The sequence below is a fragment of the Aminobacter sp. J44 genome, from assembly GCF_007829415.1.
In the GTDB taxonomy this organism is placed as follows: domain Bacteria; phylum Pseudomonadota; class Alphaproteobacteria; order Rhizobiales; family Rhizobiaceae; genus Aerobium.
In genome coordinates this window covers 48,433-68,184 of the sequence record NZ_VLJG01000016.1, presented here as the reverse complement: position 1 = coordinate 68,184, position 19,752 = coordinate 48,433, and the positions used below count along the sequence as shown (strand labels likewise).

17 protein-coding genes are annotated in these 19,752 nt (G+C 62.4%); 13 read left to right on the top strand and 4 right to left on the bottom strand.

The genetic code is table 11. From position 1 onward, the window contains the following. The first annotated feature begins 5 nt into the window (after positions 1-5). On the top strand, positions 6-788 hold the full coding sequence (gene hpaH / locus L610_RS08365) for a 2-oxo-hept-4-ene-1,7-dioate hydratase (RefSeq protein ID WP_024846679.1): 783 nt from the start codon (positions 6-8) through the stop codon (positions 786-788). 8 nt (positions 789-796) lie between these two features. Next, positions 797-1,558, top strand: a complete 762-nt coding sequence (locus L610_RS08360) for an aldolase/citrate lyase family protein (RefSeq protein WP_144704223.1) — start codon at positions 797-799, stop codon at positions 1,556-1,558. Between the two features lie 69 nt (positions 1,559-1,627). Here L610_RS08360 and L610_RS08355 read toward each other — a convergent pair whose 3' ends face one another. Further along, positions 1,628-2,437 carry an IclR family transcriptional regulator gene (locus tag L610_RS08355; protein ID WP_144704220.1) on the bottom strand — a complete coding sequence of 270 codons (810 nt, stop codon included), beginning with the start codon at positions 2,435-2,437 and terminating at the stop codon, positions 1,628-1,630. A 210-nt stretch (positions 2,438-2,647) separates the two neighbouring features. Here L610_RS08355 and L610_RS08350 point away from each other — a divergent pair, with 210 nt between their 5' ends. The 4 genes from L610_RS08350 to L610_RS08335 all read left to right on the top strand — a co-directional run bounded on the left by L610_RS08350 (position 2,648) and on the right by L610_RS08335 (position 6,216). After that, positions 2,648-2,938, top strand: coding sequence for a DUF1330 domain-containing protein (locus L610_RS08350; protein WP_024846676.1), 291 nt, complete (start codon positions 2,648-2,650; stop codon positions 2,936-2,938). A 126-nt stretch (positions 2,939-3,064) separates the two neighbouring features. Beyond that, positions 3,065-3,610, top strand: coding sequence for a TRAP transporter small permease (locus L610_RS08345; RefSeq protein ID WP_024846675.1), 546 nt, complete (start codon positions 3,065-3,067; stop codon positions 3,608-3,610). Then, positions 3,607-4,884, top strand: a complete 1,278-nt coding sequence (locus L610_RS08340; protein WP_024846674.1) for a TRAP transporter large permease — start codon at positions 3,607-3,609, stop codon at positions 4,882-4,884. The genes L610_RS08345 and L610_RS08340 overlap by 4 nt, the downstream gene beginning before the upstream one ends. Before the next feature lie 336 nt (positions 4,885-5,220). Beyond that, positions 5,221-6,216 carry a TRAP transporter substrate-binding protein gene (locus L610_RS08335; protein WP_144704217.1) on the top strand — a complete coding sequence of 332 codons (996 nt, stop codon included), beginning with the start codon at positions 5,221-5,223 and terminating at the stop codon, positions 6,214-6,216. 49 nt (positions 6,217-6,265) lie between these two features. Here L610_RS08335 and L610_RS08330 read toward each other — a convergent pair whose 3' ends face one another. The 3 genes from L610_RS08330 to L610_RS08320 form a co-directional block, all read right to left on the bottom strand. After that, on the bottom strand, positions 6,266-9,148 hold the full coding sequence (locus tag L610_RS08330) for an FAD-binding and (Fe-S)-binding domain-containing protein (RefSeq protein ID WP_144704214.1): 2,883 nt from the start codon (positions 9,146-9,148) through the stop codon (positions 6,266-6,268). 59 nt (positions 9,149-9,207) lie between these two features. Further along, positions 9,208-10,077: an NAD(P)-dependent oxidoreductase gene (locus L610_RS08325; protein WP_144704211.1), complete on the bottom strand. Its 870-nt coding sequence runs from the start codon at positions 10,075-10,077 to the stop codon at positions 9,208-9,210. Positions 10,078-10,246: 169 nt separating this feature from the next. Then, positions 10,247-11,485: a LysR family transcriptional regulator gene (locus L610_RS08320; RefSeq protein WP_144704208.1), complete on the bottom strand. Its 1,239-nt coding sequence runs from the start codon at positions 11,483-11,485 to the stop codon at positions 10,247-10,249. A gap of 275 nt (positions 11,486-11,760) precedes the next feature. Here L610_RS08320 and L610_RS08315 point away from each other — a divergent pair, with 275 nt between their 5' ends. From L610_RS08315 to L610_RS08285, 7 genes are all read left to right on the top strand, one after another. After that, complete coding sequence (locus tag L610_RS08315; RefSeq protein WP_144704205.1) at positions 11,761-13,239, top strand: tripartite tricarboxylate transporter permease; 1,479 nt, start codon at positions 11,761-11,763, stop codon at positions 13,237-13,239. 33 nt (positions 13,240-13,272) lie between these two features. Next, positions 13,273-14,244 (top strand): tripartite tricarboxylate transporter substrate binding protein, encoded by a 972-nt coding sequence (locus L610_RS08310; RefSeq protein WP_144704202.1) that lies wholly within the window; start codon positions 13,273-13,275, stop codon positions 14,242-14,244. Then, positions 14,241-14,714 (top strand): tripartite tricarboxylate transporter TctB family protein, encoded by a 474-nt coding sequence (locus L610_RS08305; RefSeq protein ID WP_186441394.1) that lies wholly within the window; start codon positions 14,241-14,243, stop codon positions 14,712-14,714. Before L610_RS08310 ends, L610_RS08305 begins: the two co-directional genes overlap by 4 nt. Positions 14,715-15,377: 663 nt before the next feature. Continuing rightward, complete coding sequence (locus L610_RS08300) at positions 15,378-16,310, top strand: hypothetical protein (protein ID WP_144704196.1); 933 nt, start codon at positions 15,378-15,380, stop codon at positions 16,308-16,310. A gap of 3 nt (positions 16,311-16,313) precedes the next feature. Continuing rightward, complete coding sequence (locus tag L610_RS08295) at positions 16,314-17,627, top strand: MmgE/PrpD family protein (protein ID WP_144704193.1); 1,314 nt, start codon at positions 16,314-16,316, stop codon at positions 17,625-17,627. 43 nt (positions 17,628-17,670) lie between these two features. Continuing rightward, on the top strand, positions 17,671-18,666 hold the full coding sequence (locus L610_RS08290; RefSeq protein ID WP_186441392.1) for an aminopeptidase: 996 nt from the start codon (positions 17,671-17,673) through the stop codon (positions 18,664-18,666). 70 nt (positions 18,667-18,736) lie between these two features. Continuing rightward, positions 18,737-19,732, top strand: a complete 996-nt coding sequence (locus L610_RS08285) for a TRAP transporter substrate-binding protein (protein WP_024846663.1) — start codon at positions 18,737-18,739, stop codon at positions 19,730-19,732. Positions 19,733-19,752: the final 20 nt, after the last annotated feature.

Below are 19,752 nucleotides of genomic sequence, written 5' to 3'. Positions count from 1 at the left end.
GAGCAATGCTGACCGACGAGCAGAGGGCGGAAGCCGCAGGCCTGATCCTTCGCGCAGAGCGCGAGCGAAAGCCAGTCCGGCAACTCAGCCAGCTTTATCCGGAAATGGATATTGAAGACGCCTACAGGATCCAGGATCTGTGGGCAGAAGAGCGGATACGTGCTGGTGCGCGCGTGGCCGGACACAAGATCGGCCTGACTTCGCGCGCCATGCAGATGGCGTCGAAAATGACCGAACCCGACTACGGCCGTATTCTCGACGATGCCCTTTACAATGACGGGGCGCAGATTGATGCCGGCCTGTTCATCAAGCCACGGCTCGAGGTGGAACTCGCCTTCGTCATGGGCCGCGACCTCGAAGGCCCGTCCACGCGGATCTACGACGTGATGCGAGCGACCGAATTCGTGGTGCCGGCGCTGGAAATCATCGACTACCGGACGGAGGTTCCCAGGGCCATCACCGATACAATCGCCGACAATGCCGCCTTTGGCGCTATCGTCGTCGGCGGCAGGCCGATCAGGCCGATGGACGTGGATATCCGCTGGGTGGGGGCGACCCTGTCGAAGAACGGCATCATCGAGGAGTCGGGCGTCTCCGCGGCGATCATGGGGCATCCGGCGGCCGGCATCGCATGGCTCGTTAACAAACTCCACGCGGTGGGCGCAAAGCTGCTGGAAGGCCAGATCGTGCTGGCCGGCTCGTTTACCCGGCCTGTCGACATTGCGGCAGGCGATGTGATCCACGCCGACTACGGGCCGCTTGGCGCGATCGGCGTTTCTTTCCGATAGGACCAACGATGGACTTGCCCCGCAACCATTTCAAAGCAGCGATCAGATCCGGTCGCCACCAACTCGGCTTCTGGTGCAGCCTGCCAGGCGGCTATGCCGCCGAACTGGTTGCGGGCTCGGGTTATGACTGGCTTTTGTTTGACACCGAGCATTCGCCGAGCGATCCGATCGGCGTGCTCGAGCAGCTCCAGGCCGTTGCCCCTTATGACGTCTCCGCCGTCGTGCGGCCGGCCAGCAATGACCCGGTCCTGATCAAGCGCATTCTGGACGTGGGGGCACAGACGCTGCTGGTGCCGTACGTCCAGTCGCGCGAAGAGGCGGAAGCCGCGGTTGCTGCCATGCGCTACCCGCCGCGCGGTATCCGCGGCGTGTCGGGATTGACCCGGGCTACGCGCTTCGGGCGGATCCCCGGCTATGCAAAGCGGGCCGAGAGCGAGCTCTGCCTTCTTGTTCAGGTGGAAACCGGTCTGGCGCTTGACCGTCTCGAGGAAATCGCTTCGGTCGATGGTGTCGACGGCGTGTTCATCGGGCCCGCCGATCTGGCGGCAAGCCTCGGCTATCCCGGCGAACCTGACCATCCCGACGTCGCCGCTGCCGTGGAGAATGCGATCTCCCGTTTGAAGTCCCTCGGAAAGCCGGCTGGCATTTTGACCGCGAACAACACTTTCGCGCGCCGATGCATCGAGATCGGTACGCTGTTCACGGCAGTCGGCATCGACGCTGGGATCCTCGCCCGAGGCAGCGAGGCGCTTGCGAAGAGCTTCCGGTAGAGGGCGGTTCGTGATCGCCTCTGCATGCGACGCAGAGCCCGGACGCGACGCGAGAGTGATGGCGTTGGCCTACAGGATCCTCGACAGTTCGGCGGTGATGCGTTTCGCCGTTTCACGCACCAGGCGGACGCAGAGTTCGTGACGTTGCACGTCGTGGCGGTAGACAGGCATGCTGACGCTGATAGCTCCCACCGGTTCTTGCTGGCGGTTGAAGACCGGGCTGCCGAGACAGCGGATATGCGGCTCGTTCTCCTCATCATCAAAAGCAAATCCCTGCTCGCGGATTCGCTTCAGTTCCTCAAGCAGCGCTTCCGGGGTCGTCAGCGTATTTGCGGTGTGACGCGTCAGCTCCAGCCCCTTGATGATCTCCCTCAACCGGTTCTCTGACAGCCCGGACAGCCAGGCCTTGCCCACCGACGTGGAATGGAGCTCCACCTGACCGCCGATGCTCGTCTGCATCTGCACGCTGCTGGAGCCGACCAGCTTGTCGATGTAGACCATGCGGTTGTTGCTTGGCACCGCCAGATGCACGGCCTCGTCCGTGGCGTCGCGCAACACGACGAGGAATTCTCTTGCGATCGTCCGAAGGTCCGAGTCTTCCCACGTCTTGGCAGCAAGCTGGAGCAGACGCGGCCCTAGGCGAAATGTTCCGTTCTCCGCGGATTGCGTAATCAGCCCCTCAGCGGCGAGCGCCGACACGAGCCGGTAGGCTGTCCCGCGCGGGAAGCGCGTGCGCCTGGTCAGCTGGGCCATATCCAATGCCCCAGGGGAATCCGCGATAATCTGGAGCACGGTCATGAACTTTGAGAACGAAGCGGCTCCCGGCACGGGGTTGGAAGCCCTCACGTCTGCTTTCTCCTGCAGGTCTTCCAGGCTCATGACGCACCTCCGGCGAGCTTGACAAGCGTATAGGCGGGCACTACACGTTTATGGACAATCTGTCCATAATGTAGTCAGTATTCGGGATTGTCGGTTCTGGCCGTTTCGATCGAGGAGGGATCAACGGCAAGCTCCCCCGGATATGTGCGCATCGGGCAGTGGATATTCCGCGCTCACGCGGAAGCGGAATTGCTGATGGGAGGAGAAGCAATGAAGAAAAAAGGATACTGGGTCGCAATGGTCGATATTGCCGACCAGGAAGGCTACAAAGAATACATCGCCCTGAACAAGGCCGCGTTCGACAAATATGGCGCGAATTTCGTCGTTCGTGCGGGTCAGCACCAGGTCATGGAGGGACCTGACGCGAACCGGGTGGTGGTTATCGAGTTCAAAGACTACGAGACAGCGCTCGCCTGCTACAACTCCCCTGAATACCAGAAAGCCGTCGAGGTGCGCGCCAAGTACGCGAAGGCACATCTCTCGGTGGTCGAAGGCGTCTGACGCCCAAGCGTGCCCCCGGTGACCCGTATCCTTCTCTGACCTGCCGTGCGGCACCGCACGACGATTCCCGTCCTCGTCAGAGTCGATGAAGGCGTCACACGAGCGCCGAACCTTTCGGGAGGAGCTATGCCCAAATCGTTACAATGGCTGTTCAGGCTTTTTGATACCCTCGTCGTCATCGGCATGGCGGGCATGAGCATCCTCGTCTTCTCCAATGTCGTGCTGCGCTATGGATTCAGCTCCGGCATTGCGTCGGCGGTGGAAGTCTCGCGCCTGTTCTTCATCTGGGTCATCTTCCTGGGATCAGCCGTGGCGCTCGCAAAGGGCGCTCATCTCAGCGTCGACACGCTGGTCGCACGCCTTCCCCGCAGGGCACGCTTTGCCTGCTTCCTCGCTTCATACGGGCTGATGCTCTGGTGCTGCTGGCTTCTGGCAAAGGGCAGCTGGTCGCTGACCCTCATCGAATGGAACAACCGCGCCGCCTTGTCGGGCCTGCCCGTAGGTCTCAACTATGCCGCGGCCCTTGTCGCAGCCATCACGATGGCCCTGTGCCTGATCGTCGGGCTTTGGCAGGCGCTTCGCGGCAGCCTGCCCGCCACCTGGACGGTCTCAGAGGTCAACGAGCCGCCGCTGACCGTCATTCCCACGGCACCTTCGGAGAAAATGCAGTGAGCGGCGTCGTATTTCTCGGCTCCCTTCTGGGAGCGATCGGCATCGGGATTCCTATCAGCTTCGCCCTCATGTTGTCGGCTGTCGCGCTTATGGTCCTGCTCGGCAATCTCGATGCGCAAATCCTGGCGCAACGCCTGGTCAACGGCGCCGACAGCTATCCGCTGATGGCGATCCCGTTCTTCCTTATCGCCGGCGAGCTGATGAATGCCGGCGGCCTCTCGCGACGCATCGTGCACGTCGCCATGGCCCTTGTTGGCCACCTGCGCGGCGGCCTCGGCTACGTGGTCATTGGCACCGGGCTCCTTATGGCTAGTCTCTCGGGGTCGGCAATCGCCGACACCGCGACGCTTGCTGTCATGCTGGTCCCCCTCATGCGGGACGCGGGCTACAACATGGACCGCGCCACCGGCCTTATGGCCTCGACCGGCATCATCGCCCCGGTCATCCCGCCGTCGGTTGGCTTCATCATCCTGGGCGTCACCGCGAACATCTCCATCATCGGCCTGTTCCTGGCAGGGATCGTGCCTGGCATCCTGATGGCCGTCAGCCTCATCATCGCGTGGTGGTTTGTATCCCGGAAGGAAACAGCTGCGCTCCAGCCCAAGCTTCCGCGCAGGGACATCCCGAAAGCCATCTTTACTGCTGGGTGGGCCCTGATGCTGCCGGTCATCATCCTCGCGGGTCTGCGCTTCGGCGTCGTCACTCCGACGGAAGCCGGTGTGGTCGCCGCCGCTTACTCGCTGTTCGTGGGGCTGGTCGTCTACCGGGAGCTGACGCCGAAGCTGCTTTATGAGGCCTTGCTCGCTGCCGGCCGCATGACGGCGGTGATCATGTTGCTCGTGGCAGCCTCGATGGTTACCGGTTTCATGATGACGATTTCCAGCCTGCCCAACCAATTTGTGGCACTTCTCAGGCCGTTCATCGACACGCCAACCCTGCTGATGGCCATGATCGTGCTGGCGATCTTCATCGTCGGCATGGTGCTCGATTTCGCGCCTTCAATCACCATCCTTGTGCCGATCCTCATGCCGCTCGTGAACGCGGCTGGCATCGACCCGGTCTATTTCGGCGTCATCTTCATCATGACTGCCGCGGTAGGCATGATCACGCCGCCCGTTGGGACAGTTCTCAATACGGTGTGCGGGATCAGCAAGGTGACGATGGACTCGGCGCTGAAGGGTGTATGGCCTTTCCTTCTGGCCGAGATAATCCTCATCGTCCTCCTGGTAATCTTCCCGCAACTGGTGACGGTGCCGGCGTCCTGGTTGCACTGACCCGGGCTTGGCGGGGCGCCAGACCGGCGCCCTTTGCCGTTTGCAAAGGCTAAGGCCAAGGCATCCGGCGCCTCCGCGAGCATCGTCTTTGGCTCTCATCATACCTGACGTTCCCGCCGCCGTTTCGAAGCCGCCGACGTGCGGCATCTGTGTAGAACAAGCGTTGACAATCGTCGTGCCCTCTGGCCAACTTGTGATGTTGGACACAATGACCACATTGTGGTCACCTGTGTTCCGCTAGCTTAGGGAGAGCTAGATACTCAACGCGGGATCTGTTGCCGTCAGGGACGATCCCCGCATCCTGGTTCAACGAACCGTTCTCGGGAGGAGAACTCAATGAAACTGCTGCTTCTGACCGCGGCCCTTGTCGGAGGTCTTCTGGCCTCAGCTCCGGCCATTGCCCAGAATGCCCGCCTTGGCTACGTGCCCACGGAAGATCATCCGGTGGGACAAGCCTCCCGGCACTTCGCGAAGCTCGTCGAAGAGAAGACTGGCGGTCGCATCAAGATCGAGACCTTTGGCAACGGGGTACTCGGGAGCGAGCCCGACATGCAGGCCTCCGTGCAGGCCGGCTTCATCGACATCATGGTTGGCCCGACGCCTAACCTTGTCGGCGTCGTTCCGGAGTTCATGATCTTCGACCTGCCGTTTTTCTACAAGGACTTCGCCGCGGTGGACGCCGTGATGGACGGAGAGGTCGGCGAACGTCTGTTTTCGCTGCTACAGGAAAAGACCGGCATTGTCGGCCTTGCCTGGTGGGACAACGGGTTCCGTCACATGACCAACGCCATCCGTCCAGTGAATGCGGTCGAGGACATGGCGGGGCTCAATATAAGGGTCATCCCGAACCCGCTGTTCATTGCAACGTGGACGGCTTTGGGAACCAACCCGACACCGCTTCCCTGGCCTGAACTCTACGCGGCTCTGGAGAACCGCGCGGTGGATGGTCAGGAGACCCCGTACGCCCTGATCTATACCGCGAGGTTCTATGAGGTGCAGAGCCACCTCGCCAAGACGGGCCACGTCTATACGCCGTTCGTCCTCCTGGCGAGCCAGAAATGGTTCGGAAGCCTTTCCGAGGAAGACAAGGCGCTCGTTCTGGAAGCTGCAAAGGAATCGGCGGCCTTCCAGCGGGAGATCTCCCGCAAGTCCGCGGAGGATCTGGAGCAGGAGCTGATCGCCAAGGGCTTCAAGATCACGCAACCGACGCCTGAAGCGATGGACGCCATGCGCGAGCGCGTCGCGCCGGTCGTGGCGGAGTACAGCGAGAAGATCGGCGTTGATGTCGTCGAGAAGGCACGTGCGGCGATGGCTGCGGTTGCGGGGCAGTAAAGGCTCTTTAGGTGGCGGTGCGCCCTAAGCGCATCGCCACCTTTCTGTTTCAAGGTCTCAGCAAGCCTTTCGCGGTCACAATTTGTCGAACCACTTGCAGCGGGTGGCGCGCGTCGACGTTTGCCTGAATCTTCGTCTGGCAGCGGCAGGAGAAGCCGGTGGCAAGAACTTGGCCCTCGGCCTTCTCGATATGCCGCGACCACGACAGATCGAAGATCTTCGCGGATGTTGCGGCATTGCCGGTTTCATGTCCCCATGTGCCGGCCATGCCGCAGCATCCGGCATTTGGGACGGACACGTCCCGTCCGAGCGCGCTGATCACAGCCGTCCACTCCGCTTTGCTGTCCCCATGCAGCGTGCGCTCGGTACAATGGAGCATGAGCGTGAGAGGGGCGCTCGGCACCTTCTTTACGAGTGCGGCCAGCTTGTCGGTCTTCGACGCCAGCCATTGCTGCGGCAACAGGACCGGGAGTCCGCCGGGTACAATCTCCCGATATTCGTCGTGATAGGCGAGGGTGGTCGCCGGCTCGATGCCGACGAGCGTGAAGCCTGTGCCTGCCAGCGTCCGCAGCACCTGCGCCGTCGCCTGCGCCTGACGTTCGAATGCCTTGAGGCGGCCGAGCACATGGAGTGGCTTTCCGTTCGGCCGGAACGGCATGAGGTAGGGCTTGAACCCCAGCGCCACGGCGATCCAGGCGAAGTCGAGAACCAGTTCGTGCTCGAAGAACCGCGTGAAGGCGTCAGGAACAATGACGACCGCCTTTTCGGGATCCGGGAGCGCATCGAACTTGAGGTATTCGAGGCCGGCGGCCCTCAGGTCGCTATCTCGCAGCGGCGTGGGCAGCTCTGGCAGGTGGTTGAGGCCAAGCCGCCTGAGTAGCGGGGTAAGCGGGCCATTCAGGCCGAGATTGGCAAGCTTCGGGAAGGCGGCCGCGAGCGGCAGCACCCTTTCCAGTCCCGCCAGCAGATGGTCGCGCAGCGGACGCGAATGGCGGGCGTACCAGCTCTCCATGAAGCGAGCGCGAAAACGCGGCACGTCGACCTGTACCGGGCAGGCACGCGCGCAGGCCTTGCACGACAGGCACTCGTCGAGCGCCTGCTTGACCTCTTTCTCGAATTCCGGGTCGGCGCGGCCTTCCGGCCCGCCCTGGCGCAGCCATTCCCGCACCAGCGCCGATCGGCCCTTGGGAGAATTCCGGCGGTCATTCGTAGCCTTATAGGAAGGGCACATGACCTCGTTCTGGACCTGATTGAAGCAGGCGCCATTGCCGTTGCAGGAAATCGCGCCCTCGTACTGGTCGCGCAACGCTTCGGGGATCTGCCGGTCCGAGGCACCGCGCAGCGGTACTCCGTCGATCTTCAGGAGCGGCGCGCCCCTTGCGGAAGCGATTTTTCCCGGATTGAACTGGTCACGCGGGTCGAAGGCGCGCTTGACCTCTTCAAGGGCAGGATAGAGCGGGCCGAAGACGCGCGGGACGAATTCCGAGCGCACGCCCTTGCCGTGTTCACCCCACAGCAAGCCGCCGTACTTTCTTGCCAGCGCTTCGACCTGCTCGGTCACGCGGCGCACCAGAGGTTCATCGTTCGGATCGATGAGGTTCAGCGCCGGACGCACATGTAGGACGCCGGCGTCGACATGTCCGAACATGCCGTACTGCAAACCTTCCGCGTCGAGCACGGCGCGGAATTCGCGGATGAACGGTTCGAGGTTTTCGGGCGGGACCGCGCAGTCCTCGACGAAGGGAACCGGCCGGCGCTTGCCGGCGGTGCGACCAAGCAGGCCAACCGCCTTCTTGCGCATTTCGGTGATCCTGGCGACATCCGCATCGCGCGCCAGCGTGAAGCCGCGGCGTCCGCTGGCGGGTTGCTGCAGCCGCTCGAGTGCCGCCTTCATCTGTTCTTCAACCGCCGCCTCGTCATCGCCGGTGAACTCGACGAGATTGACGCCCTTTGCATCGGCATCGGGGAAGAAAGGTGCAACGTGCACCCAGACGGGATCCGACTGGGCCAGGCTCAGCACCCGGCTATCGACGGTTTCGACCGCGGCGGCACCGAGACCCGCCAGTACACGAGCATCCTTCAGGGCCGCCTGAAAATCGTCGTAGAAAACATTGATCTGCTGCGAGATCTTCGGGATCGGGACCAGGTTGATCTTGGCTTCGGCGAGCAGCGCCAGCGTGCCTTCCGAACCGCACAGGACCGCCCGAGGGTCGAGGCGTCCTTCGCCATCGCGCAGATGGACGAGGTCGTAGCCGGTGAGGAAACGGTTCAGTTTCGGGAACCGCTCGGCGATGAGGTCCGCATAGTCATGCGTGATCCTGTCGAGCGCACGCAGGATCTCTCCCCCTCGGCCCCCACTTGCGGCAAGCTCTTCCCCGGTCCATGGCCGCGCCTCAAAGACGTCGCCGCCCACGAGCACGGCCTTTAACTCCAGGACGTGGTTCGAGGTCTTCCCGTAGAGACAGGATCCCTGGCCGCAGGCGTCGGTGGAGATCATTCCGCCGATCGTGGCGCGGTTCGACGTCGAAAGTTCCGGTGCGAAGAAGAGGCCGTAAGGCAGCAGCGCCTCGTTCAGCTTGTCCTTGATGACGCCGGGCTGTACGCGTGCCCAGCGTTCCTCGACATTGATCTCGAGGATCCCGGTGAGATAGCGGGAGAACTCGACGACGAGGCCTTCGCCCAGGGACTGGCCATTGGTGCCGGTACCGCCGCCGCGCGGGCGCAGCACGACCTTCTCAAAGCGCGGTTCGGCGAGGAGCCTGCCGATGCGCTGCAGATCCTCGACCGACTTAGGAAAGACGACAGCCTCTGGCACGACCTGATAGATCGAGTTGTCGGTCGCCAGCACCTGGCGCGCGGAACGCTCCTCGGTAAGGTCGCCTTCAAATCCGGCCGCCTTCAGCGCCGCCAGAAAAGCCGGGTAAAGCTCCATGGCCTCGTCATTCCAGATTGGGCGGAGGGCGACTCAACCGCCTTCCGCCAACAATTGCATTACTTGTTGAGGGAAAGCCGCTGCTCGACGATCTCCGCGATCGCATCAGGCAGGTCGATCTTGCTGAGGTCTTTCGCCGGCACCTTGCCCTGGTTCTGCTGGACGTCGGCAATCGCGTCGGCGAGGCGGCCGACGAGGCCGATCTCGTCATAGGTCTTGGCGACCTCGCGCATTTCCGCGGCACGGCGAATGCCGTGGCGCAGCGTGCGCTCGAACATGTATTCGACGTTCTTCGGCCAGCCGAGGCCCGGGAAAGTTTCGGCGAGCGATCCCATCACGCGGTCAAGGCAGCCCGAGGACCTTGCGGCGAGCATCACCTCGACGGTGAGTGCCTCGAGGCCCTTCACGAACATCGAGCGGACCATCTTGATGGCGGTGGCGTCGCCGACGTCCTCGCTGACCGTCTCGAAGGCAAAGCCGTGCGCCGCAAGAATGGGTTCCAGTTCCTTAGCGGTCTTGCCGGCGAGCAGCACGGGCGTTGCATGGCCGCGAGGATGAACCGGAGCCATGACCGCCATGTCGAGATAGACCGCGCCGGTCGCCTCGACGAGGGCGGCGGTTTCCTTCTTGCGTCCCGGCGAAACGGAGTTGATGTCGATGTAGAGCTGGCCGGGCTTCAGATAGGCCAGTGCGGACTTGGCGGCCTCAAGCGACTGGTCGGCCGTCACCGCCGCGAAGATCCAGTCAGCATCGGCGATTGCGGCTTCGACGGAAGCCTCGAAGCGCAGGCCGCGCGAGCGCGCCTCCGATGCGATGCTCTCGTCCTGCAGAATGTCATATGCTGCAGTGAATTCCGCTTCGCCCTTGCCCTTGAGCGTGTCTGTGAAGGCGCGCGCAGCTTCACCATAGCCGATGAACGCTATTTTCATGTCGGTACCCCGGTTTGAATGCAGGATCGGCCTGCCTTGAAACGGTCTCAGAGAAGTTGCGAACCCGCCTGGCAGCGGCCCTCTCTTTGTCGGGGAATTTGTGCACCTAAAGCGGTGCGACTGCTTCATCGGAAGTTGTCGATGCAATATAAAAAAATGTGAAACGGCGTCATGTTGGCGGGGTAAAACCCTCGATCTCTTCCCCTAGGACTTCGAAGAAATTCTCAAGAAAAAACAACTGCGTTTTGCTCAGCAGCCAGTCGCTACGCATCGTCATTCCGATCGCACGCCCCCCAATCGGCGTTTGAAAGCGCAGTGGCGTGAGAAGGCCGAGCTTCACCTCGAGCGCCATCTGCCTGACGGATAGGATCGCAAGGGCGTCGCTCTGGAGGAGGACCGATCGGGTCAGCAAGGTGGAGGGGGCTTCAATGCGTACGCGGGGACCTTCGCTGCGGCCCGCGAAGAGGGCATTGAGCGCGGAGCGTATGGGGGTTCCCTCCTGCTGCGCCACCCATTCGAAAGCCGCAAGATCGTCGACGGTAACGTCCTTGCCCTCGAGCGGATGTCCTTTCCGGGCAATGATTGAGTAGGGGTCGCTGAAGAGGAAGGTTTCGACAACGTCGTTGGCCGGTGGCGGATTTCTGATCGCGCCGATGAGCATGTCAGCCTCGCCGGACCGGAGAGCCTTCAGCATTGTGTCGTAGATGCCTTCGAGGACGACAAAGTCCAGTCCGGGAGCCTTCGCGCGCGTGCGATTGATCGCTTTGCCAAGGATCGATGACCGAATCATCGGGAGTGTAGCAATGAGGACCCGCCCGACGAGGGTGCCATCGGAGCCCTTCAACTCCTCTTCCGCGGTTTCGAGTTCACGCAGTGCGATCCTGAATTGCCGGGCAAGTTCGGCGCCGGCCCGGTTCACGCTGAGGCCCTGCGGCGTCTTCGTATAGAGCTCGTATCCGAGATTGCTCTCGATGTCGCGCACCGCGCGGTGAAGCGCGGAGACGGAAATATCGTCAGCCTTGGCGGCCAGGAGCAGCGAACCGTGATGGCTGACGGAGATGTGGGCGAAGATCTGTGCCGCGGTCAGGCGTGCAAGAATGTGATTGCTCTGCGTGAGGGATGGGGCAGATGCCCGTTCAGAAGCGAGCACGATGCCGCGCTGGAGCAGGCGAAAGAAGCGCTCACACCTGTGCCACAACACCTTGCCTTCTTCGGTAGGCTGGCTGCCTCCGCTGCGGCGTGTGAGAAGCGGGACCTCGTAGTATTCCTCAAGTCGTGACAGCGCTTGCGAGATAGCCGGCTGTGCCACGTTCAACCCCTTGGATGCCGCGTTGAGCGACCCAAGTTCGCACACCGACATGAACATCCTGAGGTGCCGCAGGTTGGGGAAGCGGGTAGGGCGTTTCATCAAAACTTATATCGCATTTCGTGGCTTCTATTATCGGCCTGCGATCTGCCGAAGCAATATGCGGTCACGAAATCCCATTGGCCTGGACGACCGGGCAGATATGCCGGGGCGCTCAGGGAGCCCTTTCCGGCATAGGTTCACGAGGAGAGGGAGCCTTTAAATGGGAGGGGCCATACGGCAGGAAGATTGCTGCTTTAGCAGCGGCGGCGGCGCCGTCGGGTGACGTTCGCCCATTATTCGTCCTGGCGTGTTCGCAAGGAATTTAAGGCGTACTTATGCAAATATTCGCAGATACTCTCGCTGTTCTCTTTTCCGTTCCGGGGCTGCTGTCCATTATAGCGGGTACTGCGATCGGCATCGTGGTGGGCGCACTGCCGGGGCTGGGCCCCTCGATTGGTATCAGCCTTCTGATTCCTTTCACCTATACGATGACGCCCGAGACCTCGATGTTGCTGCTGATCTCGCTGTACATGGCGGCAGAGTACGGGGGCTCCGTGTCGGCCATCCTGCTGTCCACGCCGGGAACGGCCGCCGCTGCCGCGACGACGATCGACGGCTTTGCCCTGACTCAGAACGGGCAGGCGAACAAGGCGCTCGCCATCTCGCTGTCGGCATCGACCGTTGGCGGTATCATTGGCGGAATTGCGCTACTTTTCCTCGCGATGCCGCTGTCGAAGCTGGCGTTGCAGTTCGGACCCGCAAGCTATTTCGCGGTTGGTCTGTTTGGCCTTACCTCCGTTGCTGCGCTTTCCGGCGGCTCGCTTATCAAGGGTCTCATCGGTGCGGCCTTCGGCCTGCTCCTCGCCTTCATCGGCATCGATCCGATCGGCGGCATGCCGCGCTTCACCTTCGATCAGATTGCTCTGTTCGAAGGCATTCCGATGCTGGCGGTTCTGATCGGTCTCTTCGCGGTGTCTGAAGGATACCTGCTCGCTGAATCGGCCGGAAAGCAACGCAAACGCATTTCCAAGGGCGCAGTGCGCGCGGTTTATCTCACCTTCCGTGAGTGGAAGGAGCTTGCGAGCACGATGGTGTCGGGTTCCGTCATAGGCACTTTCCTTGGCATCCTTCCGGGTGTCGGCGGCAACATTGCCTGCTGGGTTGCGCGTGACTATGCAATGCGCCGCAATCCGAAGCTCCCATTCGGCAAGGGTGAACCGCGCGGCATTGCGGCTCCGGAATCGTCCAACAATGCGACGGTAGGCGGCGCAATGGTTCCCCTGCTTGCTCTGGGCGTGCCTGGCTCCCCCACGACTGCCGTCATTGTCGGTGCGCTCGTCCTGCACGGCCTGCGCCCGGGTCCGCAGCTCTTCACCGATCAGCCGGTGCTGGTCTACACCATCCTGCTTGGCCTGCTGCTCGCATGCGTCGTCATGTTCGTGCTCGCATCGCTGTCGCTGCCCTGGATGTCGCGCGTCATCAACCTGCCGGACTCCGTGCTTGCTGTCGGTATCCTGATCTTCGCGATCCTCGGCGCCTACTCGCTACGCAACCTCGCCTTCGACGTCTGGCTGACGCTTGGTTTTGGCGTGATCGGCTACCTGATGAAGAAGCTCGCATTTCCCGTAGCGCCGGTCGTGCTCGCGCTTGTCCTCGGCTACCTCGTGGAGACGAACTTCCGTACAGCGCTTGTGACCTCGCGCGGCTCCTACAGCATCTTTTTCACCGACCCGGTTTCGCTGGTCTTCCTGCTGCTGAGCGTTGCCAGCATCCTTTTCCCAATTTGGCGAGCCTGGCGCGAGAAAAGCGCCTGACCGCCCAACCGAACCACTTGGAGGAAAACAAACATGGTATTCAATCCAACACGCCGCTCCGTTCTCGCTGGCCTGGGGGCTGTTCCCCTCGTCCTGCAGGTGAAGGGCGCATTCGCCGCAGGTTATCCGGAGAAGGCGGTCAACCTCGTCGTCTGGGCAGGCGCAGGTGGCGCGCTTGACACCTACGGCCGCCAGCTCGCCGAACTCCTGACGAAGGAAGCAGGCTGGACCGTCGCGGTGCAGAACCGCCCGGGCGGCTCGGGCGCGGTGGGCGTCTCGACCGTTCTGGCGCAGCCGGCCGACGGGTACAACATCCTCGTCTGCACGGGCACGCTGACCTTCGGCATCGCCCAGGGGCTCATCCCGTTCAAGCTCGAGGACATGCGCTACCTGCGCGCGATGCAGGCCGAACCGTCGTCCGTGGCGGTGCGCGCCGACAGCGAGCTTAAGACGCTGGAAGACTTCGTTACCTACATGCGCGACAACCCGAACAAGCTGCGCGTTGGCGGCCATGCACCGGCCGGCTTCCACCAGTACATCCTCTACCAGCTGGGGCAGATGGGCAAATTCGAGGCCGGCTGGATCCCGCACGACGCATCGGGCAAGGTTCCGCTGTCGCTGCTCGGTGGCCACATGGACGTCGCCATCATGACGCCCTCGAGCGGCCTCGCTCAGGTCGAAAGCGGCGAGATCCGCCTGCTGGGCATCTCCACCGACGAGCGCTCGGACTTCTTCCCCGACGTTCCGACCTTCAAGGAACAGGGCTACGACATCGTCGACAGCGTCTGGCGCGGCATCGCCGTTCACGGCCAGACACCGGACGACATCGTCGCCGAAATCCAGAAAGCCGTCGACAAGGTTGAGGCTTCGCAGGAATGGCTCGACTTCCAGAACCGTGAGAAGCAGGAAAACATCAACCTCGCCGAGGAAGCCTACACGGATCTGGTCAAGCGCCAACTCGCCCAGCAGACCGAGTTCCTGAAATCGATCGGACTGGTGCAGTGAGTTCTGCAGAAAACATCGAACAGGGCGGCGGCAACACCGCCGCCCTGCTGGCTCAGAAGCTGATCATTGCCGTTGCGGCGCTTGCCTGCTTTGCCGTTTTCTTCCGGTCGGCATGGCTAATGCCCCCGGTGCGGGCTGCTGGCGATGTCGGCTCGGCCTTCCTGCCCTTGGTCATGGCGGTGATCGGCTTTGGCCTGAGCCTGATCTATCTGGTGCAAGTCCTCACCGGCCGTGATGATACGAAGGCGCTGGCGCATCCGATGGCGCTGGTCCTCCTGGTGCTCACCCTCGGCACGGTCGCCCTGATTTACGGGCTCGGCATGCCGGTAGCACTTGGCGCCGGCGCTGCGATCATGGTGCTGGTGCTTGAGCGAGGCAAGGCTCCGCTCTGGGCCGCCGGCACCGGCATCGTCTTCTGGGCGCTGACCAAATTCGGCTTTGGCACGCTCCTCGGCGTCCCGCTGATGTGAGTGAAGGCAGCCCCACCGAGGCCACCGGTGGCAGGTGCGGTCGTTAGACTGACCAGGATGGCGCGTCCAATCGGCGCGCCATCATCTTTATCGGCAGAACGGGCCAACGACAGTTGCGTGCGGAGCAGTAACCCTCAGGGCTTTGGCCATGCGAGTCCTCCGTCCGCCGCGACGCCTCAAAGGACTACGGGACCGTCGGGGGGGGCTTTGACGCCGAAGGCCAAGCCCTGCTGGTCAAGCAGATCGATGACTGGAAGGGCTATGTCGCAGCCGCCGGGATCGTGCCGGAATAACGACATCAGACCCGTCTCCTAGCGCGCTTCTACCCAACCGCCGCGTCTATCCCTTGCGGGCTGGACGTGGCGCCGGCGTTTTTCCGTTGCTGCTCGGCGGCATTGTTCGGAGTCTTGCTGGATCGGCGTAGATCCAGCGATAGCAGAAAGTAACCCCCCCCCGCCACCGTTAGTGGGGATCGCACGCGTTGCAAATGAGCGGCCCGGGCATGCTCCTCTCCATTTCGGTTACTCGCGCTTTCTAGGTCACTCACCTCAGGCCATTCAGCGCAGCGATCTCGGCCCAAATTCCAGTCAGTAGAATTAAATTTCGTTAGTTGACAATGCTGCAGCCCTGTGTGATCTGGAGGCGGTCAGGTGGGGGAGGCCGATGTACCAGTTCAGTCAGCAAGACAGCGCAGGGGTGCTTAGTGTGCCGGCGGCGGCGCAGATCATCGACGCGACGTACCGCGCGATTGGTTTGGGCGAGGTCGAGGCATCCGAACCGTCGATGATGCGCATCGGATCCACTCCGTTCCGCTTGGGTGCCAAGGGGGCGGTTCTGCACCATCTCGGTATTGCAGGCGTTCGCTTGACCTCACGGGCCGCGCCGCGCCTGATGCTCTGGTCGCTCGAGAACGGCGAGCCGATCGCGTTCTTCGATGAGAGCGAGATGTATCGGTTCCGCACCGGCGTGTCGGCGGCGGTGGTTGCGCGCTATCTGCTGCAGGGACGCTCGTTGAAACGGGTGGCCATTGTCGGGGCAGGTCCGATCGCACGGCAAATGGCGTCAGCCATCCATCAATTGCTGCAGCCAGACGAGATCGCCGTTACCGCGCGCAGCCGCGCATCGGCGGAAAGTTTCGCGTCCGATGCGGCGGCGAAGGATGAGCCGGTGGTCGTGGCGAATGACGTTGCTGAAGCGACGCGCGATGCGGGCCTCATCATCACCATTACCAGCGCAAACGAAGAACTCGTGCGGCCTGAACATGTCGCGGACGGTACGGTCGTGCTGTCGATGGGTGGAGGTCTTGAGACGTCTTACGAGGTCTGGGCCTCCGCAGCAGCGCGCTATGTCGACGACCTCAGTTACGCGCTTCATCAGGGCGATGCGGCAGCATGGATCAAGGCTGGTGCGACGGACCTGGCCGGATTTAAGAAAAGCCTTTCGGGAACGGTGGGCGCGCTTGCCGCCGGCGTAACGGCCGCACCTGCTGAACCGCGACGGCATCTGATGGCGATCGTCCAGGGTACGACGGCGCTGGATATCGCCCTTGCCCATTCAATCTACCTCTCCCGGGCAGGCGTTGAGGAGCCTCGATAACACATGCAGCCGACCTTTCTCGATCGCCTCTGCGCGGCGATTCTCAATCCGGATATTCTGAACGATGCCAGCAAGCGCGAACTCATCAGCCGCGCCGTGGCCGATACGCTGGCCGTGGCTGCCGCGGGCTTTCCGGAACCGGTGACCCGTAATGTTCTGGCCGCGTACCGTGGCAATGGGCCACGTGCATGGTCGGGCGAGGCTTGCGAGAGCGAAGAAGCCGCGATTCTCGTCAACGGAGCGGCCGCGCACGCGCTGGACTTCGATGACGTCTATCTCGAAAGCATGGCGCATATCAGCACCGTGCTGCTGCCAGCGGTATTCCGCCAGGGCGAAGACGATCCGGATGAGGTCCTCTGTGCCTTCGCCGCGGGACTTGTAGCCGCCAAGGCCGTGGCGCGCCGCGTCGGGCCCGGTCACTATCACAAGGGATTTCATGGCACCGCCACCATCGGCACCTTTGCTGCAGCGGCTGCGTGTGGACGGCTGGCCGGATTAAACGCAGAGCAGATGGGGAATGCTTTGGCACTGGCGGCGTCGATGTCAGCTGGCCTTCAGGTCAATTTCTCGACGCAGACGAAGCCGGTCCACGCTGGGTTAGCGGCCTCCGCTGGGTATCGGGCAGCCCGGCTTGCCCAGGCAGGGGTAACCGGCTCGCGCAACATCTTTGGCCAGAGCGGCTTTGCGGATCTGTATGGTGTTGGCGATGGCGAGGAAGAACCGGGCGAAGACGCATTCGAGCTTCGCCCGGACATGATCTCGGTAAAGCTATATCCGTGCTGCTATGCCTCGCATCGCCTGGTCGGGATCACGCTTGACGCGCGGGAAGTGCTTGGCCCGCGCATTGCCGACGAAGGCGCGCGCTACGCGCTCAAAGTGCCGGCTGGCAGCATCAGCCTGCTGAAGCACCGCCGCCCGCAAGACAGCATGCAGGCAAAGTTTTCGCCGACCTATCCGGTTGCGGTGGCACTGCTGCGCGGAACGCCGACGCTTGCTGATTTTGCCGACGCTGCTGTGACGGACGCTGACATCTCCGCCATCATCGACCAGCTGGATATCATCGAGGACGAGACGCAGCAGAGCGGCGGCGACATCGAGTTCGGGGCCGTCACCCTGACCGTGACCCTTCCTGGCGAGGCACCGCACGAGTTTACCCGATCGGCGCTGCCTGGCTCTCCGCTCGATCCGCCCACTGCGGCGCCGCTGCGAGACAAGTTCGCCGGCTGTCTTCGCATCTATTCCCACGCTACCGGTTCCGCCTTCCCGATCCTCGAACGCGTCCGCGATCTTGGCGTCGATGAATGGCTGGCCGGTTAGTCATCTCCATCTCGCAAATGCCCTTGATCCACGGAGTAAATCCTTGAGCGTACAAATGATCGATCTTGTCCGGATGCTGCGCACACCGCTGGAGCTGAACTGCAAGCCGGGCGACAAGATCCTCATCGTCACAGACACGGCTATCGATCCGATCGTGTGGCAGGCGTTCGCTGCCGCCSCCGGCACCATGAACATCGAGTACACCGTCGCGCTGATGTCGCCGCGTGCCACCCACGCGCTCAACCCCACCAGCGCAATCTGCACCGCTGCCGAGGATCCGGAGCTCGATCTTGTCGTCTATCTCACCAGTACGGCGCTTGCGCATTCCCCGCTGAACGCGCGGTTGCTCGAGATCGGCAAGCGCCACCTTCTGATGGAAGAGCTGACGCCGGCAATGCTGCGGCCGAACGGTCCGGCTGGCGCCGACTACAAGGCAATGAACGTGCTCGGCAAGAAGGTCGAAAAGATCTTCACCGAGGGCAAGACCATCCGCGTGACCTGCCCGAACGGTACCGATCTGACGGCCAGCATCGAAGGCCGTCCCGGTCGCGCCATCACCGGTACCGTCTTCAAGATGCGTGACAATGGCGGCGGCGGTTGCGCCTTCCCGGATGGCGAGACACATATTTGCCCTGTCGAGGGCACCGGGGAAGGGCGGGTCGTTTTCGATCTGACCGCGCATTCCGTCGGCGCGCTCAAGGAGCACATCATCCTCACCATCGAAAAAGGCTTCGTTACCAAGATCGAGGGCGGCGCGCAGGCCGAAACCTGGCGCAATATCCTTGCCACCCACGGTGACCCGGCCAGCTACAACGCCCCCGCCGAAATCGCCCTCGGCCTCAACCCGAACGTGAAGCCCGTCGGCTCCATGCGCACCGACAAGAAGATGTACGGAACGGCGCACATCGGCATGGGCGACACCATCACGCTTGGCGGTACCTGCCATGCCAAACTCCGGCTGGAAGGCGTCATTTCTAAGCCGGAGATCTTGGTCGACGGCATCAAGGTGTCGAGCCAGGGCAAGATCCTGGTCGACTGAACCCTATCCCACGCATCGGAAGCGCGGGTCTGGAGCGCTTCCATAATTTGTCAAACGGAGGAAACCCAAGATGACACGTAAGCTTCTTGCCACTCTCGCAGCCGGCGCTGCTGCGCTCATCGTCGCTTCAGGTGCTGCATTTGCACAGTCGGTCAGCCTAACGCTCGCACACCAGTACCCGTCCACCCAGCCGATCGGCGATGGCTACAACCTGTGGGCCAAGCGCGTCGAGGAACTGAGCAATGGCGACATTAAGGTTCAGGTTTTCCCGGGCAGCACACTGATCGGCTCGGATGAGTCCTTCAATGCCGTCTCAACGGGTTCCGTCAGCGCGTCGAACATGATCGGCGGCTTCCAGGCCGGCGACATCCCGGAGCTGGCATCGATCACCATGCCGTTCCTGTTCGATGACTACGCGCACTACAAGCGCGCGGTCGACGGTGGCCTGCGCGAACTCGTTGCCAGCTGGTATGAAGCCAAGAACATTAAGCTGCTGTCGTTCTTCCCGAAGGGCAACGACCAGGTCTTCCACAAGTCGAAGTTCCTGCTGACGCCTGAAGACTTCGCTGGTGCCCAGATCCGCGGCGTCGGTGGCGCCTCCGACGACGTCCTTCGCGCACTCGGCGCGAACGTTGTTCGCCTGCCCACCACGGAAGTGACGCAGGGCCTGCAGCGCGGCGTGGTCGACGGCATCGTGACCAACTGCGTCGCCCACATTGGCCGCTCCTGGTACGAGCAGTCGCCGTACGCGTCGATCGTCTCGCTCAAGAACGACATCGAGGGCCTCGGTCTCAATCTCGACGCTTGGAACGAGCTGAGCGAAGAGCAGCAGAAGATCGTCATGGACGCGGCCGCGGAAATGGAGGCCTTCGAGTGGGAAATGATGGAGCGCGTTGAGTCGAAGGAGTGCTTCGACAACTGGGCCGAGAAGAAGGTCAATGTTCAGGTGACGACACCGGAGCAGAAAGCCGTTCTTAAGGAGAAGGTTGCTTCCGTCTATGACGACTACAAGGCGAAGCTCCCGATCCTCGAAGACGTTCTCAAGATCGTAGAAGCAGCCCGCTAAGGCTAGAGACGACGAGGGTA

What these genes read in the sequence shown, in the direction of transcription:
- hpaH (WP_024846679.1), top strand. Translation starts at nt 6, where the DNA reads ATGCTGACCGACGAGCAGAGGGCGGAAGCCGCAGGCCTGATCCTTCGC.
- L610_RS08360 (WP_144704223.1), top strand. Translation starts at nt 797, where the DNA reads ATGGACTTGCCCCGCAACCATTTCAAAGCAGCGATCAGATCCGGTCGC.
- L610_RS08355 (WP_144704220.1), bottom strand. Translation starts at nt 2,437, where the DNA reads ATGAGCCTGGAAGACCTGCAGGAGAAAGCAGACGTGAGGGCTTCCAAC.
- L610_RS08350 (WP_024846676.1), top strand. Translation starts at nt 2,648, where the DNA reads ATGAAGAAAAAAGGATACTGGGTCGCAATGGTCGATATTGCCGACCAG.
- L610_RS08345 (WP_024846675.1), top strand. Translation starts at nt 3,065, where the DNA reads ATGCCCAAATCGTTACAATGGCTGTTCAGGCTTTTTGATACCCTCGTC.
- L610_RS08335 (WP_144704217.1), top strand. Translation starts at nt 5,221, where the DNA reads ATGAAACTGCTGCTTCTGACCGCGGCCCTTGTCGGAGGTCTTCTGGCC.
- L610_RS08330 (WP_144704214.1), bottom strand. Translation starts at nt 9,148, where the DNA reads ATGGAGCTTTACCCGGCTTTTCTGGCGGCGCTGAAGGCGGCCGGATTT.
- L610_RS08325 (WP_144704211.1), bottom strand. Translation starts at nt 10,077, where the DNA reads ATGAAAATAGCGTTCATCGGCTATGGTGAAGCTGCGCGCGCCTTCACA.
- L610_RS08320 (WP_144704208.1), bottom strand. Translation starts at nt 11,485, where the DNA reads ATGAAACGCCCTACCCGCTTCCCCAACCTGCGGCACCTCAGGATGTTC.
- L610_RS08315 (WP_144704205.1), top strand. Translation starts at nt 11,761, where the DNA reads ATGCAAATATTCGCAGATACTCTCGCTGTTCTCTTTTCCGTTCCGGGG.
- L610_RS08310 (WP_144704202.1), top strand. Translation starts at nt 13,273, where the DNA reads ATGGTATTCAATCCAACACGCCGCTCCGTTCTCGCTGGCCTGGGGGCT.
- L610_RS08300 (WP_144704196.1), top strand. Translation starts at nt 15,378, where the DNA reads ATGTACCAGTTCAGTCAGCAAGACAGCGCAGGGGTGCTTAGTGTGCCG.
- L610_RS08295 (WP_144704193.1), top strand. Translation starts at nt 16,314, where the DNA reads ATGCAGCCGACCTTTCTCGATCGCCTCTGCGCGGCGATTCTCAATCCG.
- L610_RS08285 (WP_024846663.1), top strand. Translation starts at nt 18,737, where the DNA reads ATGACACGTAAGCTTCTTGCCACTCTCGCAGCCGGCGCTGCTGCGCTC.